Here is a 15,539-nt window from a genome sequence, read left to right on the forward strand (position 1 = left end):
TAGGTGACGCGTCACCCGGTTACAACGCACCCGCGCAGCCCGAGATATGGGCAGGCTCCTGCCTTTACGCAACGGTAGATCGCATCGAAACGCCATGACCGGCATGTTCCGGCACGTCGCGCCCGCCCGTCGGATTGCGGAAATGGGCGAGTACATAGAGACGGATCGCTGATGACAGGTTGCCCTGGTTGCGACCCGCATCGATGGACGCGACGATTTCGGACAAGGTGGTGCGCCGGTTCGCGGCGATTTCCTTGAGAGCGTCCCAGAACTGGTCTTCAAGGCTCACGCTGGTCTTGTGACCCGCGATGACGATGGACCGCTTAACCACGGGACTCTTCATGACTCGCCCTCTCTTACTCGCCGATGTCCGTCCAGCGAGGTCTGCCTTTTGCGTTCCTCGGCCGCTTCGGCCTGGCGCTGCACCTTCGTGCGGCCAAACTCCAAACGTCGCGCAGCCGCTGTTTGTTCCGCCGTGTCACGGGCAAGGCGTTTGCGATGCCGGTGAAGATTAACGATCTCGTTCATAGATGTTCGCCTCGGAGTTCATGGTGTGACGCCCTCGCTCCGGTCCGTCAATGGGCGCCGTAAACACTTGAAATTAAAAAGTCATACTATCTTATGTATAATATGTTCACTGGGGCAGCATCGTGGCCGATGCAAAGCGCAAAACGGTATTTCGGTAGGTATAATCATTCAGTATTATTTTGAATTCGACATTATGTTTGTTTAGACGCCTTCGTAGCGGTAATAAATTGCGCGGAGTGCCCAAAAAGGTACCAGTCTACGCAGATGGGCCGGGATCGATCACGAACTCGTGAGGATCTCCCGGCCTCCTCGGTGATCGCGCCCGCCGGCAGTACCGCCCGAGGTCGCATTTGCCCGCGCAGGGGCGCGTGCTAAACGGACCGCGCCTGCGAGTTTCACGTTCCATTGCGCCCCTTTTGTGGATGCCGATCCGAGAGATCCCGACCCATGAGCACGACCCGCATCGAAACCGACACGTTCGGCCCCATCGAGGTTGAGAGCGACAAGTATTGGGGCGCGCAAGCGCAGCGTTCGCTCGGCAATTTCAAGATCGGCTGGGAGAAGCAGCCGCTGCCGGTCGTCCGCGCGCTCGGCGTCATCAAGCGGGCGGCGGCGGAGACGAATGTGGAACTCGGCCATCTCGATCCCGGGCTGGGCGCGGTGATCGTCGAGGCGGCGCAGGAAGTGATCGACGGCAAGCTCGATGCGCATTTCCCTCTGGCGGTCTGGCAGACGGGCTCTGGCACCCAGTCGAACATGAATGCCAACGAGGTCATTTCGAACCGCGCGATCGAAATTCTCGGCGGTGTCCTTGGTTCCAAGAAGCCCGTGCATCCCAATGACCACGTGAACATGAGCCAGTCGTCGAACGACACTTATCCGACGGCGATGCATGTCGCCGCGGCCGAAGAGATCGTGCATCGGCTGCTGCCGGCGCTGGCCAAGCTGCGTGACGCGCTGGCGGCGAAGTCGGAGGCATGGAAGGACATCATCAAGATCGGCCGCACCCATACGCAGGACGCCACGCCGCTCACGCTTGGCCAGGAATTCTCCGGATATACGCAGCAGGTCGCCAACGGGATCACCCGCATCGAGCAGACGCTGCCGGCATTGATGGAACTGGCCCAGGGCGGCACGGCGGTGGGCACCGGGCTCAATGCGCCCGTCGGCTTTGCCGAGACGGTGGCGGCCCGCATCGCCGCCATTACCGGGCTGCCCTTCACCAGCGCGCCCAACAAGTTCGAGGCGCTGGCCGCCCATGACGCCATGGTGTTCTCGCACGGGGCCATCAACACCGTCGCCGTGTCGCTGTTCAAGATCGCCAACGATATCCGCCTGCTGGGTTCGGGCCCGCGCTCTGGCCTGGGCGAGTTGTCGCTGCCCGAGAACGAGCCCGGCTCCTCGATCATGCCGGGCAAGGTGAACCCGACGCAGTGCGAGGCACTGACGCAGGTGTGCGTGCAGGTGTTCGGCAACAATGCCGCGCTCAGCTTCGCCGGCAGCCAGGGTCATTTCGAGCTCAATGTCTACAATCCGGTCATGGCATATAACTTCCTGCAGTCTGTCCGCCTGCTGTCCGACGCTGCGGTAAGTTTCACCGATAACTGCGTGGTCGGCATCGAGGCGCGGGAGGACAATATCAAGGCGGCGCTGGAGCGTTCCTTGATGCTGGTCACGGCGCTGGCGCCCAAGATCGGCTATGACAACGCCGCCAAGATCGCCAAGACCGCGCACAAGAACGGCACCACGCTGCGCGAGGAAGCGGTTGGCGGTGGCTATGTGACCAACGAAGAATTCGATGCGGTCGTTCGTCCGGAGAAGATGATTTCTCCGGCTTAACGAACATTAATGAAGATGAACAACCGTTCAGCCGCCAGCTGAACGGTTGTTCATGCGAGTATCGGTAAGTCTTCGTAGAACATTACCGAAGTTTCATTTGAAGACTTGGCCATTGCGCGGCACCATCGCCTCAACCAAACAGGAGTTGAGGCCGATGAAACGCACCATCCTCGCCGTTACCGCCGCCGCTCTGCTCGCCAGTGCAACCTTTGCCATTGCCCAGCCCGGCACGAAGGCGGCAGGCTGGCAGCCGCCCACGCAGCAGCAGCGGGCGGAAAATGCCAGCGCCATGGCCGATGCGCGCATTGCCGCGCTCAAGGCCGGCCTGCGGCTGACCAGCGATCAGGACAAGCTGTGGCCGGCACTGGAAACCGCGCTGCAGGATTTTTCCAAGGAGCAGTTCGACTGGCGTGAGCAGCGCCGCGAGCAGCGTGAGGCCATGCGCGGGCCGCGCGGCCCGGGCGCGCCGGGCGCGGGTCCCGGCGTTGCGGCGGGCGGGCCTGCGGCGGGTCCCGGCCCGGATGCGGGTCCGGCGCCCGAGGCGGATGCGGCCCCCGGTCGGCCGGGTGGACCCGAGCGCGATGTCGTGGCGCAGGTCGAGCAGCGGGCTTCGCGCATGATCGAGCAGGGCACGGCGCTGAAGCAGCTCGCCGATGCCGCCAAGCCGCTCTACGCGACGCTTGATCCGGGCCAGCGCCACCGATTCAACGTGCTGTTCCGTCAGGCCCGGTTCGAGGCGTTCGGCGGGCCGCACCACAAGGGCGGACCGCGCGAGGGGCATCACGGCCAGCGCTTCGGCATGATGCACCCCCATGGTGATCCGCGTCATGGTGATCCGCGTCATGGTGGCCCGGCGGGCGGGCCTGCCGGCGGGCCGGGCCTGCCGCCGCCCGCCGCCGGCGCCGAGCCGCTCTGAGCCGGGCGCCGGGCCCTCACATCCTGTAAGGCCCGGCATCCTGCGAGTGAGGCGTCCTGCGAGTCTGGCGTCCTGCGGGCCAGGCATCCTGCCAACCCTGGCATCTTGAACGACAGCCCCGCCGCCGGCCACATGCCGGCGGCGGCACCACGGATTCCTCGCCCTCGGGCTCAACTCTCGGCGAGCGCCTCCAGCGCCGCGCCGGTGACGCGCTGCACGGTCCACTCCTCCATCGGCACCGCGCCGATGGAGCGATAGAAGCGGATCGCCGGTTCGTTCCAGTTCAGCACCCACCACTCGAAGCGCCCGAGCCCCTCGTCCACGCAGCGCCGGGCGAGCCGGGCCATCAGCGCCTTGGCGATGCCCTGTCCGCGAAAGGCAGGGCGGACATAGAGGTCTTCGAGGTAGATTCCGTGCCGGCCGCGAAAGGTCGAGTAATTGTAGAACCACAGCGCGAGGCCTGCCGGCGCGCCGTGCCATTCGGCGATGTCGCAGAACACGCGTGGATTGGGCCCGAACAGGTCGCGCTCGATATCGCCGATGGAGGCCACCACTTCGTGGCGCATCTTCTCGTATTCGGCGAGTTCGCAGATGAAGTCGACGATAAGCCCGGCCTCGTCGGGCCGGGCTTCGCGGATGAGGAGGCTCATTTCAGGCTGCCCCTTACACCGCCACCGGCGCCCGGATGGCGGGATGGGGCTCGTAACCCTCGATGGCGATGTCCTCGAAGCGGAAGGCGAAGAGGTCGTCCACCGCCGGGTTGAGCTTGAGCGAGGGCAGGGCGCGCGGCGCGCGCGACAATTGCTCGTGCACCTGCTCAAGGTGGTTCACATAGATATGCGCGTCGCCGAAGGTGTGGATGAAATCGCCCGGCCGCAGCCCCGTCACCTGCGCCACCATGTGGGTCAGCAGCGCATAGGAGGCGATGTTGAAGGGCACGCCGAGGAAGATGTCGGCCGAGCGCTGGTAGAGCTGGCAGGAAAGCTTGCCATCCAGCACATAGAACTGGAACAGGCAGTGGCAGGGCGGCAGCGCCATGTCCGGCACGTCGGCCGGATTCCACGCGGAGACGATCAGCCGGCGCGAATCGGGATTGCGCCGGATGTCGGCCACCACCTGCGCGATCTGGTCGATCACCCCGCCGCGCCCATCCGGCCAGGAGCGCCATTGATGGCCATAGACCGGGCCGAGATCGCCCCGCTCATCGGCCCACGCATCCCAGATCGAAACGCCGTTCGCCTTGAGATAGGCGATGTTGGTGTCGCCGGCGAGAAACCACAGAAGCTCGTGGACGATGGATTTCAGATGCAGCCGCTTCGTGGTGACGAGCGGAAAGCCCTGCGCGAGATCGAACCGCATCTGGTGGCCGAACAGCGAGAGCGTGCCCGTGCCGGTGCGGTCATCCTTGCGCGTGCCCTCGCGCAGGACCCTCTCCAGAAGCTCGTGATATTGCCGCATGCCCGTCGCCTCATCCGTTTCGGCGGCTGTCGGCGCCGAACCCTCCCTATATAGCGCAGGGTTGGCGCCGGTGCAGCGCCAGTGCCTCGTCCGAGCCGGTCATCGACAGTTTTTCCGCCGTCCTTCCATCCGCCGTGCGTGAGGAAAAAGCAGCGGCGCCTCACGCCGGTATCCTGGGAACCTGAAGGGCGCCGCCGGGATTGTCTTGTCGCGGAACCATGCGAAGAGGAGGGAGCGCTCATGACCGAACAGGCTGCGGACCACATGGCCGATCACATCGCGGACCGGATCGCCGGTCGCGTCACCGACAGCACGCGGGCGCTGGCGATGGAGCATCACCGCCTCGCCATGCACCTGAACCTGCTGGAGAAAGATGCGACCCATCCGCTCGATTTCGCGGTCGAGGGCGCCCACACCACGCCGAATCTGGTGCTGCGCGCCGGGCAGGCGCTGCGCAGCGCGCATTCCGATGTCCGGCTCGATTATGAGCTGATGCGGCAGGTTTTCCTGGAAACGCTGCGCTCCCGCCTCGCCGAGCTTTCCGAGAAGCTGGCCGGCACGGGAGGCGGCAATCTGCCGATCGAGCGCCTGCAATATGGCGACCAGACCGAGGCGTGAGGCAAGCTTGTGCGGGAGGGGGCCGCGCGCCCCCTTCCAACCGGACGTATGAGGCCCTATATTCGATTTGCCGGCGCAAGCCGGATATGGCGATAAACGGAAATCGGAATAAACTCTTCGGACCCGGGGGCAGTACCCGGCGCCTCCACCAGAGCCCGTCCGGGGCGGGCTGCGGCGGGGGCGAAACAGGATCGACGAGAGCGTAAAGGGTCTTCTTTCGCCCGGCATGGTACCGCCGTCATCGGACCAAACATATAGTTGCCAACGACAACTATGCTCCGGTTGCTCAGGCCGCGTGAGCGGTTTGATCTCTGGGAAATAAGTCCAAGCGGGTAGCACCGTAAGGCGGGGTTCGCAGGCACCTGGCAACAGAAGCCTGCACTTACTTCCTTCGACCGGCTGGCGGTCGCGGCCGGAATCGGGTTCATTGCCGCCATGAGCGTCGACCTTATCCGATATGACCTGCTAGTTCAGGACGCGCTGCGCGCCGTGGTGCGCCGCGTCCTCACCGATGTCGCCCGTGAAGGCCTGCCCGGCGACCATCACCTCTTCATCTCCTTCGATACCAAGGCGCCGGGCGTTCGCCTGTCGCCGCGGCTCAAGGAGCGGTATCCCGAGGAGATGACCATCATCCTCCAGCATCAGTTCTGGGATCTGGTGGTGACGGATATTTTTCTCGAGGTGGGCCTGTCGTTCAACGGCATCCCCGAGCGGCTGCACGTGCCCTTCGCGGCCCTGAAGGGCTTCTTCGATCCTTCCGTGAAGTTCGGCCTGCAATTCGAGCCGACCACAGCGGCGGCCGAGGACGAGCAGGAGCCGTCCGCCCCGACGGCGTTGCGCCCCACATCCGTTCCCAGCCTGTCGGTTCCGGGCACCTCCGTTCCCTCGACGCGTCCCGCTGTCGCCGATGTGTCGGGCGGCAAGGCCGGGCGCGGGGAGGCCAGATCCGAGATCAAGTCGGAGACGAATTCCGAGTCGCGACCCGAGACGGCCGGTGCCAAACCTTTCCCCGCCAAGCTGTCGCCCGCCGGGGCGGACAAGGCGAAGCCCGAGGCGGCGGCGAAGTCCGACAAACCCAAGACCGAGACCGGTGCGGCGGCAACGGACAAGCCGGAGCCTGGGAAATCCGCTTCCGGCAAGTCAGAAGCGGGCAAGTCTGAGTCCGGCAAGGCCGATTCGGGGAAGTCGGGCTCGGTCAGGTCCGGTTCCGGCAAATCGGGTTCCGGCCCGTCCGGCACCTTTCCCTCCGATGAGGACGGGGATGGCAAGGATGGGCCGCGATCCGGCGCGCAGGTCGTGCGTCTCGACGCCTTCCGCAAGAAATAAGCCACCGCGCGCCGCGTCGCCGGAGCCATCGCCCCCGCCATGGCTTGTCGCTGGAACACAGCGGCGGGCATTCGCGCCGGGCGGGACCACGCCCGAAGAAAGAGTGCCTCGTGAGCCATCATCATGACGTGATCGTCGTCGGCGCCGGCGCCGCCGGCCTTGCCGCGGGCGCGCGGCTCCATCGCGCCGGGGTCGACGTGCGGGTGCTGGAAGCGGCAACCCGCATCGGCGGACGGGCCTTCACCGACACCGGGACATTCGGCGTGGCATGGGATCGCGGCTGCCACTGGCTGCATTCGGCCTCGGTCAATCCGCTGCGCGCGGCGGCCGATGATCTGGGCCTCGCCTATCTGTCGCGCGGCTCGCGGCAGGCGCGCGCCACCCATCTGGGCGAACGCTGGGCGGATGAGAGCGAGCGCGAGGCCGCCTGGCGGGGGATCGACAGCGCCTTTGCCGCCATCAAGCGGGCGGGTGAGGCGGGGCGCGACATTGCCGCCAGCGAGGTGCTGGAGGTGCCGGAGCCGTGGACGCGGCTGGCGCGCCACTGGATCAACCTGATGTCGGCGACCGAGCCGGAGCGGCTGTCGACGCTGGACTATGTCGCTTATGCCGACACGGGCGAGAATTACCCTGTCGAGAAGGGCTATGGCGCGCTGGTGCAGTCGGTGGCGCAGCGCATGGCGCCGGCCCTTGCCGTCACCACCGGCTGCCCGGTGACGCGTATCGACTGGTCGGGCCGGGACGTCGCGCTGGAGACGCCGCTCGGCCGGCTGACCGCGAGCCAGGTCATCGTCGCGGTGCCGACCAGCGTGATCGCGCGCGGCGGGCTGGCCTTCGCGCCGCTGCTGCCGGCGGATCTCGCGGAGGCCTTCGCGGCGCTGCCGCTGGGCGCGGCGGAAAAGGTGGCCTTCCATTTCGACCGCGACGTGTTCGGCGTCGCGGCGACCAGCTATGTCGACACGATCGACCTGCGCGATCCCGCGCGGCGGCCGATCAACTTCGTGCTCAACCCGTTCGGCGCGCCGATGGCGATCGGCCAGCTCGGCGGCGACAACGCGGCGCGGCTGGTGGAGGCGGGTCCCGGGGCGATGGAGGATTTCGGCCTCGCCGCGCTCACGGATGCCTTCGGCGCGGAGATTGCCCGCCATGTCACCGGCGTCGCCACCACGTCCTGGGTGACGGATCCGTTCATCGGCGGCGCCTATAGCTGCGCGCTGCCCGGCTTCGCCCATATGCGCGCGCGCCTCGCGCAGACGCTGGGCGAGCGCGTGCGGTTCGCGGGCGAAGCGGTGTCGCCGCATGCCTATTCGACCGCCCATGGCGCCTATCTCACCGGCCTCGCCGCCGCGGATGCCGCTCTCGCATGGCTCGGAGGGCGGGCGGCGTGAGCGTGCTGACGCTGGTCGCGGCGGTAGCGGAAAATGGCGTGATCGGGCGCGGTGCCGATCTGCCATGGCACATTTCCAGCGACCTGAAGCGCTTTCGGGCCATGACCTGGGGCAAGCCGATCCTGATGGGGCGGCGCACCTTCGAGTCGATCGGCAAGCCGCTGCCAGGGCGCACCAGCATCGTCATCAGCCGCGACGCGGGTTTTCTGCCGCCGGCGGGCGTGAGGGTGGAAAGCTCGCTGGATGCCGCGCTGGAGGCCGGCGCGCGGGCGGCGCGGGAGCTGGGCGTCGACGAGATGGCGGTGATCGGTGGCGCGCAGATCTATGCGCTCGCCTTCCCGCGGGCGCAGCGGCTACGCCTGACGCGGGTGCATGCCCGCCCGGAAGGCGATGTGCATTTCCCGCGCTTCGACGCGGGCGAGTGGCGCGAGGCAAGCCACGAAGGCCCTTTTCAGGGCGAGAAAGACGAACATCCGTTCAGCTATGTCGATTACGAGCGGGTGTGAGCGGGGCGCTCAGATCGGCCGGCCCTCGACGCTGAGCGACAGCGTCTTCTCCATGTCCTCGACCGATTCGAGGTGGGGATAGATGGCGAGCGCCTGGCGCGCCGCTTCCAGCGCGTGCTTGTCGTCGCCGATCTCCTTGCAGATGATGGCGATGCCGGCCCAGGCGCCATAATGGCGCGGCTCGCGGGCCACGACCTGGCGAAGGTCGACCAGCGCGTCGGCGAAATCCTCCTTCAGGTAGAAGACGGTGGCGCGCTTGTTCCAGGCGTCGAGATGGTCGGGCGCGACGCGCAGCACGCTGTCGAGCAACTGGATGGTGAGATCGAAATCCTTGGTCTGCAGCGCCTGCGTGGCGCGGGCCATCAAGAGATCCGCGGTATCGCTGCCCGACTGGGTGAGGGCGATGTCGATGCGGTCGGCGATGCTCTTGGCGGATTCCTTGGTCGGCGCGACCTTGAGCGCGGCGAACAGGGCATCGAGTCGTTTGCCTGGGTCGGGCTCGGCGCGGCCGGTGTCCAGCGGGCGGGCGCCATCCTTGCCGGCGGCGTCGGGGGATTTCTCGAGCGCCCTGTCGGCGTCCGTCTTCAGCTTGGGGACTTCGACCTGAAGCGGCGCGCGCGGCGCCGGCGCCGTCGAATCGCTCGGCGGGGTCAGGGCGACGGCAGGTGTCGCGGCGAGGAGGAGAACAGCAAAGAGGGCGCGCATGGCTCCCAGTCTAGGAGCGATGGCGCCCTCGTCAATCGCGCGCTCCGCAGGCCGCGAAAACGTGATCGCGACCGGAAGAACCGTGCAGGACCCGCCGTGCGGCCGATCAGCCCTGACGCGCCTTGAAGCGCTTCTGGGTCTTGTTGATGATGTAGACGCGGCCCTTGCGACGCACCAGGCGGTTGTCGCGGTGGCGGCCGAGCAGCGACTTGAGCGAATTGCGGATCTTCATGACACGTAACCTTCGGATCGGTGGTGCTTGCGCACGAGACGGCGGCTCCAAGGCCGCGCCCCGATCCGCGAGCGTCAAATTAGAGGCCGGCTGATAGCGGAGGGCAGGGGCCCTTGTCAATTGCAGTGCGGGTTTTTCCCCGATCGGGGCCGATCCGTGCCGGCCGCGATCGGCGCTTTCAGCGCTTGTAGGGTGCCATGCCGGCGCGGGCGAGCTCATCGGCGCGTTCGTTCATCTCGTCGCCCGCATGGCCCTTCACCCAGTGCCAGCGAATCTCATGGCGCGCGATGGCCGCTTCCAGCCGCTCCCACAGGTCGACATTCTTGACCGGCTTCTTGTCGGCGGTGCGCCAGCCATTGCGCTTCCAGCCGGCGATCCATTTGGTGATGCCGTTGCGCATATATTCGCTGTCCGTGTGCAGATCGACCGTGCAGGGACGCTTCAGCGCCTCCAGCGCGGAGATCGCCGCCATCAGCTCCATGCGGTTATTGGTGGTCGGCGATTCGCCCCCGCACAGTTCCTTCGCCGTGCCGGCATAGCGCAGGATCGCCCCCCAGCCGCCGGGGCCGGGATTGCCCGAACAGGCACCGTCGGTCCAGATCGCCACGATCCCCTTGGGCGCCTGATTGGGCTCCTCCTTCGATGCATCGTCGGAGAACACGCGGGCCGTTCCCGGTGCGCTTTTCATGCGCCCACTCCGTAGTCGCGCGGGCTCTGCGCCGCGCGGTGGAAGCGCAGCTTGCGCAGATATTCCAGCGGGTCGTGCGGGCGCACCAGCGCGCCGGGCGGCACGTTGAGCCAGTCGACCAGCCGGGTGAGCAGGAAGCGCAGCGCCGCCCCGCGCGCCAGCAGCGGCAGCGCGGCGATTTCCGCCTCGTCCAGCGCCCGCTCGGCCTGATAGCCGGCGAGCAGGGCCCGCCCCTTGGTGAGGTTGTAGGCGCCGTCCGGCTCGAAGCACCAGGCATTGAGGCAGATGGCGACGTCATAGGCGAGGAGGTCGTTGCAGGCGAAATAGAAGTCGATCAGCCCCGAGAGCCGGCCATCGGTAAAGAACACGTTGTCGGGGAAGAGATCCGCATGGATGACGCCGGTGGGAAGGCCCTTCGGCCAGTTCGGCTCCAGCACGGCAAGTTCATCGGCGATGAGCGCGGCGAGGCCGGGCGCCACCGTGTCGGCGCGCGCGCCGGCCTGATCGAATAGCGGCCGCCAGCCGGCCACCGAGAGCGCGTTGACGCGGGCCTGCGCGGTGAAGTCGGCTCCCGCCTTGTGCAGCCCGGCCAGCGCGGCGCCCAGCGCGGCGCAATGGGCGGCGCTCGGCCGGCGCACCGAGGTGCCGATGAGGAAGGTGGCGATCAGCGCGGGGCGCCCGGCGAGGGTGCCCAGCGCCACGCCGTCGCGGTTGCGCACCGGCTGCGGGCAATCGATGCCGCGCGTCGCCAGATGTTCCATCAGGCCGATGAAGAAGGGCAGGTCGGCCGGGTTCACCCGCTTCTCGTAGAGGGTGAGGATGAAGCTGCCGGCCTCGGTCTGCAGCAGGTAGTTGGAATTCTCCACGCCCTCGGCAATGCCCTTGAAGGCGCGCAGGCGGCCAAGCTCATAGGTGGAGAGAAAAGCCTCGAGCTCTTCCGGGGTGACGTCGGTGTAGACGGCCATGGGATGGTTGGGCAACTCGCTGGTGTGGCGCGGGGCGATCCGCGGGGACTATTCCGCGGCGTCGGCGCGCAGCTGCCGGGGCAGGGGGAAGAACACGTCTTCGTGCGCGGTGTGCACGGTTTCCACCTTCACCGCGAAGCGCTCGGCAAAGGCATCGATGACTTCCTCGACGAGGATCTCGGGGGCGGAGGCGCCGGCCGTGACCGCGAGCGAGGAAATGTCGCCGAACAGGCTCCAGTCGATCTCGCTGGCCCGCTGCACCAGCACCGCGACCCGGCAGCCGGCGCGCTCGGCCGCTTCGCGCAGGCGCTGCGAGTTCGATGAATTGGGCGCGCCCACCACGATCAGCGCGTCGACCTCGGGCGCCACGCGCTTGACCGCTTCCTGCCGGTTGGTGGTGGCGTAGCAGATGTCTTCCTTGTGCGGCGCCACCATGTTGGGAAAGCGCTCGCGCAGGATCGCCACGATGCCGGCGGTGTCGTCGATCGACAGGGTGGTCTGGGTCGTGAAGGCGAGATTGTCCGGGTCGCGCGGCACGAACAGGCGGGCCTGCTCGGCGGTTTCGACCAGCGAGACGGCGCCGGCGGGCAGCTGGCCCATGGTGCCGATCACCTCGGGATGGCCGGCATGGCCGATCAGCACCACTTCACGCCCGCGCTTGTGATGCACCGTCGCCTCGCGATGTACCTTGGTGACAAGCGGGCAGGTGGCGTCGATGGCGTAGAAATGGCGCGCGGCCGCGTCCTCGGGCACCGATTTGGCAACGCCATGGGCGGAGAAGATCACCGGTGCGCGGGTGCCGGCGGGCACCTCGTCGAGTTCCTCGACGAAGATCGCGCCCTTCGCCTTCAGGCCCTCGACGACGTATTTGTTGTGCACGATCTCGTGGCGGACATAGACCGGCGCGCCGTGGATCGCCAGCGCCCGCTCGACCGCGTCGATGGCCCGCACCACGCCGGCGCAGAAGCCGCGCGGGGCGCAGAGCAGCACGCGCAGGGCGGGTTTGCCGCCGGCCCGATCCGTCATCGAGCGATCCGTCATCGAAGGATTCGTCATCGGGGATCCGTCATCGAGCGGTTCATGGCGGTTGCGTTCCTCCGCGGCCCGCCGCAGCGGCCTCTCATCGTCATGGTTGGCGATCCCCGCCCTGTCAAGCGCGGGGGCCGGAAGGGCGCATCGGACGCGGTGACAGGACCGTATTTCTTTGGATTTGCAGGACGGCGCGCACGGGCCTATATTCGCCTTATCCCGGTCATCGCGAGACGGTCCGAGGCTTCGCCCCGACAAGGCGGTGGAGCGCGTGAGAGAGTTTGCGCGGCCGTATGAAGCACATTGGATGGAGACGCGCCCCATGGCCAACGCACCGCTCATGCCGAAGGCCACCGCCGTATGGCTGGTGGAGAATACCGCGCTGACCTTCGACCAGATCGCCGATTTCTGTAAGCTCCACGTGCTCGAGGTGAAGGGCATCGCCGACGGCGAAGTGGCGCAGGGCATCAAGGGCAGCGATCCTGTCACGACCGGCCAGCTCTCGCGCGACGAGATCGAGCGGGGCGAGAAGAATGCCGCCTATCACCTCCGGCTTCTGGAATCGAAGGTGCGCCTGCCCGAGCCCAAGCGCCGGCGCGGCCCCCGCTATACCCCGGTATCGAAGCGGCAGGATCGGCCGAACGCCATCCTCTGGCTGCTGCGCAGCCATCCGGAACTGAAGGACAGCCAGATCATGCGGCTTGTCGGCACCACCAAGCACACCATCGAATCGATCAAGGAGCGCACCCACTGGAACGCGCAGAACCTGACGCCGATGGACCCGGTGACGCTCGGCCTGTGCTCGCAGATCGATCTCGACATCGAGGTGCAGCGCTCCTCGAAGGATCGCCCGGCGACAATGGTCACTGCGGAGGGCTCGACGCTGCTCCCCGCCGACGTCACCACCGGTCCCGGCGCCATGGAGGAGCCTTTCGTGCCCCAGCGCAAGCCGCGCGAGGAGCCCATCGACCTCGAGACCGTATTCGCCAAGCTTGGCGGCTCGCGCAAGACCGCTGCCGAGGAGGAGTGATCCTTCTCCGCCGGCCGGCATGCAAAGGGGGCCTCGCGGCCCCCTTTTTCATGAGGCAGTGGAGCCGGCTCAGGCGGCGGAGACCCTGGTGAGGCCGCGCGTCTGCAGCGCGTGCGCAATCTCCTCCAGCGAGGTCGGATCATCGATCGTGGCGGGCATGTTCCACGCCTGCGCATCGGCAATCTTCTTCATCGTGCCGCGCAGGATCTTGCCCGAGCGGGTCTTCGGCAGGCGGTTCACCGTGATGGCGATGCGGAAGGCGGCCACCGGACCGATGCGCTCGCGCACCAGCGCGACGATCTCCGCCTCGATCAGCGCCGGCGAGCGGTCGACGCCGGATTTCAGCACGAGAAAGCCGCACGGCACCTCGCCCTTGAGTTCGTCATGGATGCCGATGACGGCGCATTCGGCGACGGCCGGATGGGCGGCGAGCACTTCCTCCATGCCACCGGTGGAGAGGCGATGGCCGGCCACGTTGATGATGTCGTCGGTGCGGCCCATGATGAAGAGCTGGCCGTCCTCGTCGCAGAAGCCGGCATCGGCGGTCTTGTAGTAGCCGGGAAACTCGGCGAGATAGCCTTCGGTGAAGCGGAAATCCTGCCGCCAGAGCGTGGGCAGGCAGCCCGGCGGCAGCGGCAGCCTGATGGCGATCGAGCCCATGCGGTTGGCACCGAGGGGGTGCCCGCCCTCGTCGAGAATGTCGACCTGGTAGCCCGGCATCGGCACGCCGGTGGAGCCGATCTTGATCGGCAGCGCGCCGAGCCCCACCGGATTGCCGGCGATGGCCCAGCCGGTTTCGGTCTGCCACCAGTGATCGACCACCGGCACCCCGAGCTTCGCCTGCGCCCATTCCACCGTGTCGGGGTCGGCCCGCTCGCCGGCGAGGAACAGGGCGCGCAGCGACGAGCGGTCATAGCGGTGCATCAGCAGCCCTTCGGGGTCTTCCTTCTTGATGGCCCGCAGCGCGGTCGGCGCGGTGAACAGCGCGCTCACCCGGTATTCCTCGATGACGCGCCAGAACACGCCGGCATCGGGCGTGCCCACCGGCTTGCCCTCGTAGAGCACCGTGGTGCAGCCGGCCAGCAGCGGGGCGTAGATGATGTAGGAATGGCCGACCACCCAGCCAATATCCGAGGCGGACCAGAACACCTCGCCCGGCTCGACGCCGTAGAGCCCCGACATCGACCAGCGCAGCGCCACCATGTAGCCGCCGGTGTCGCGCACGACGCCTTTCGGCTTGCCGGTCGTGCCCGAGGTATAGAGGATGTACAGCGGATCGGTGGCGGCGAGCGGAACCGGCTCGGCGCCGCGCCCCTCGGCCATCGCGCTGGCGCGCAGGCTCGCCCAGTCATGGTCGCGGCCGGGCAGGAGCTGGGCCTGCGCCTGCGGGCGCTGGAACACGAGGCAGGCTTCCGGCTTGTGCGTCGCCATGGTCAGCGCGAGGTCGAGCAGCGGCTTGTAGGCAATGAGGCGGCTCGGCTCGATGCCGCAGGAGGCGGAGAGCACCAGCCTCGGCTGGGCGTCGTCGATGCGGCTGGCGAGTTCGGCCGCGGCAAAGCCGCCGAACACCACCGAATGCACCGCGCCGATGCGGGCGCAGGCCAGCATGGCGAACACCGCCTCGGGAATCATCGGCATGTAGATGACGACGCGGTCGCCCTTCTCGACGCCGAGTTCGCGCAGCACGCCGGCCAGCGCGCTCACTTCGGTGAGCAACTCGGCATAGGTGATGGTGCGTCTGGCGCCGGTGACGGGGCTGTCATAGTGGATCGCCGCCACCGCGCCGCGGCCGGCCGCGACGTGGCGGTCCACCGCGTTGTGACAGACATTGGTGACGCCATCGACAAACCAGCGGCCATAGACCCCGGCGGCGGGGTCGAAAATGGTCCGGGGCTCGACATACCAGTCGATGGCACGCGCCGCCTCGCCCCAGAACATGTCCGGATGTTCGATCGACTGCGCGTAGGCGGCGGGGTAGCGGCTCTCCTGCGGGGCAGGCATCGAGATAGGCGTCGAGACGGGCATCGACATGGGCGTTCTCCTGGAGCGACATTTTCTTGCTTGAACTGAATTTCACGGCTCATGACCGGCAATTCAAGAACGCTCAAATGCTTACGACCTTGGTCGTGCCCCAGGGTCATCGCGTCAGGGTCATCGCGTCCGGAGGTGCCTGCCGCACCATCGCGGTGGCACGCCGCCGCTGCCGCCGTGGGCGCATGGTCCTTCAACGCGAACCGCCGGCCCTGAGGAGCCGGCGGCGGATGTCTTCGCGGATGGCGCGCAGCGGAAAGGCGCTCTGTCTGCCCGATGT

At 67.2% G+C, this 15,539-nt stretch carries 16 protein-coding genes, 1 other RNA gene and 1 pseudogene; 8 read left to right on the forward strand and 10 right to left on the reverse strand.

Annotation, left to right across the window (positions count from 1 at the left end; all coding sequences use genetic code 11):
- Window positions 1-64 precede the first annotated feature (64 nt).
- Window positions 65-343, reverse strand: a complete 279-nt coding sequence (locus tag QOZ99_RS05750; protein WP_306889040.1) for a ribbon-helix-helix domain-containing protein — start codon at window positions 341-343, stop codon at window positions 65-67.
- Window positions 340-528 (reverse strand): DUF4169 family protein, encoded by a 189-nt coding sequence (locus tag QOZ99_RS05755; RefSeq protein WP_306889041.1) that lies wholly within the window; start codon window positions 526-528, stop codon window positions 340-342. Before QOZ99_RS05755 ends, QOZ99_RS05750 begins: the two co-directional genes overlap by 4 nt.
- 447 nt (window positions 529-975) lie before the next feature.
- On the opposite strand from QOZ99_RS05755, the gene fumC reads away from it, so the two are divergent.
- Window positions 976-2,367, forward strand: a complete 1,392-nt coding sequence (fumC, locus tag QOZ99_RS05760) for a class II fumarate hydratase (protein WP_306889042.1) — start codon at window positions 976-978, stop codon at window positions 2,365-2,367.
- 154 nt (window positions 2,368-2,521) lie between these two features.
- Window positions 2,522-3,283: a Spy/CpxP family protein refolding chaperone gene (locus QOZ99_RS05765; RefSeq protein WP_306889043.1), complete on the forward strand. Its 762-nt coding sequence runs from the start codon at window positions 2,522-2,524 to the stop codon at window positions 3,281-3,283.
- A 170-nt stretch (window positions 3,284-3,453) separates the two neighbouring features.
- On the opposite strand, the gene QOZ99_RS05770 is transcribed toward QOZ99_RS05765, so the two are convergent.
- Together QOZ99_RS05770 and QOZ99_RS05775 are read right to left on the reverse strand one after the other, a co-directional pair.
- A complete protein-coding gene (locus QOZ99_RS05770; protein ID WP_306889044.1) occupies window positions 3,454-3,933 on the reverse strand; it encodes a GNAT family N-acetyltransferase in 480 nt (159 codons plus the stop codon).
- 13 nt (window positions 3,934-3,946) lie between these two features.
- The gene (locus QOZ99_RS05775) at window positions 3,947-4,741 is read right to left on the reverse strand and encodes a thymidylate synthase (RefSeq protein ID WP_306889045.1); all 795 of its coding nucleotides are present in this window, start codon (window positions 4,739-4,741) and stop codon (window positions 3,947-3,949) included.
- Window positions 4,742-4,981: 240 nt separating this feature from the next.
- Here QOZ99_RS05775 and QOZ99_RS05780 point away from each other — a divergent pair, with 240 nt between their 5' ends.
- The 5 genes and pseudogenes from QOZ99_RS05780 to QOZ99_RS05800 all read left to right on the forward strand — a co-directional run bounded on the left by QOZ99_RS05780 (window position 4,982) and on the right by QOZ99_RS05800 (window position 8,579).
- Window positions 4,982-5,359, forward strand: coding sequence for a hypothetical protein (locus tag QOZ99_RS05780; RefSeq protein WP_306889046.1), 378 nt, complete (start codon window positions 4,982-4,984; stop codon window positions 5,357-5,359).
- Between the two features lie 30 nt (window positions 5,360-5,389).
- Window positions 5,390-5,742, forward strand: a transfer-messenger RNA (tmRNA) gene (gene ssrA, locus QOZ99_RS05785).
- Window positions 5,743-5,794: 52 nt separating this feature from the next.
- Window positions 5,795-6,310: pseudogene (locus QOZ99_RS22305) on the forward strand (SspB family protein); the annotation flags it as partial.
- Window positions 6,311-6,795: 485 nt separating this feature from the next.
- Window positions 6,796-8,073 carry a flavin monoamine oxidase family protein gene (locus tag QOZ99_RS05795; RefSeq protein ID WP_306889048.1) on the forward strand — a complete coding sequence of 426 codons (1,278 nt, stop codon included), beginning with the start codon at window positions 6,796-6,798 and terminating at the stop codon, window positions 8,071-8,073.
- Window positions 8,070-8,579: a dihydrofolate reductase gene (locus QOZ99_RS05800; protein ID WP_306889049.1), complete on the forward strand. Its 510-nt coding sequence runs from the start codon at window positions 8,070-8,072 to the stop codon at window positions 8,577-8,579. The genes QOZ99_RS05795 and QOZ99_RS05800 overlap by 4 nt, the downstream gene beginning before the upstream one ends.
- 9 nt (window positions 8,580-8,588) lie before the next feature.
- On the opposite strand, the gene QOZ99_RS05805 is transcribed toward QOZ99_RS05800, so the two are convergent.
- From QOZ99_RS05805 to ispH, 5 genes are all read right to left on the reverse strand, one after another.
- Window positions 8,589-9,284, reverse strand: coding sequence for a tetratricopeptide repeat protein (locus tag QOZ99_RS05805; protein WP_306889050.1), 696 nt, complete (start codon window positions 9,282-9,284; stop codon window positions 8,589-8,591).
- A 106-nt stretch (window positions 9,285-9,390) separates the two neighbouring features.
- Window positions 9,391-9,516, reverse strand: coding sequence for a type B 50S ribosomal protein L36 (ykgO, locus tag QOZ99_RS05810; RefSeq protein ID WP_013167868.1), 126 nt, complete (start codon window positions 9,514-9,516; stop codon window positions 9,391-9,393).
- 178 nt (window positions 9,517-9,694) lie between these two features.
- Complete coding sequence (rnhA, locus tag QOZ99_RS05815) at window positions 9,695-10,204, reverse strand: ribonuclease HI (protein ID WP_306889051.1); 510 nt, start codon at window positions 10,202-10,204, stop codon at window positions 9,695-9,697.
- On the reverse strand, window positions 10,201-11,169 hold the full coding sequence (locus tag QOZ99_RS05820) for a homoserine kinase (RefSeq protein ID WP_306889052.1): 969 nt from the start codon (window positions 11,167-11,169) through the stop codon (window positions 10,201-10,203). Before QOZ99_RS05820 ends, rnhA begins: the two co-directional genes overlap by 4 nt.
- A gap of 48 nt (window positions 11,170-11,217) precedes the next feature.
- Window positions 11,218-12,195, reverse strand: coding sequence for a 4-hydroxy-3-methylbut-2-enyl diphosphate reductase (gene ispH, locus QOZ99_RS05825; RefSeq protein WP_306889321.1), 978 nt, complete (start codon window positions 12,193-12,195; stop codon window positions 11,218-11,220).
- Window positions 12,196-12,520: 325 nt separating this feature from the next.
- On the opposite strand from ispH, the gene QOZ99_RS05830 reads away from it, so the two are divergent.
- The gene (locus tag QOZ99_RS05830) at window positions 12,521-13,228 is read left to right on the forward strand and encodes a DUF1013 domain-containing protein (protein ID WP_306889053.1); all 708 of its coding nucleotides are present in this window, start codon (window positions 12,521-12,523) and stop codon (window positions 13,226-13,228) included.
- 69 nt (window positions 13,229-13,297) lie between these two features.
- On the opposite strand, the gene QOZ99_RS05835 is transcribed toward QOZ99_RS05830, so the two are convergent.
- On the reverse strand, window positions 13,298-15,229 hold the full coding sequence (locus tag QOZ99_RS05835) for a propionyl-CoA synthetase (RefSeq protein ID WP_306889322.1): 1,932 nt from the start codon (window positions 15,227-15,229) through the stop codon (window positions 13,298-13,300).
- Window positions 15,230-15,539: the final 310 nt, after the last annotated feature.

Origin of the sequence: Ancylobacter amanitiformis, from assembly GCF_030814815.1 — a bacterium.
Taxonomy (GTDB): Bacteria; Pseudomonadota; Alphaproteobacteria; order Rhizobiales; family Xanthobacteraceae; genus Ancylobacter; species Ancylobacter amanitiformis.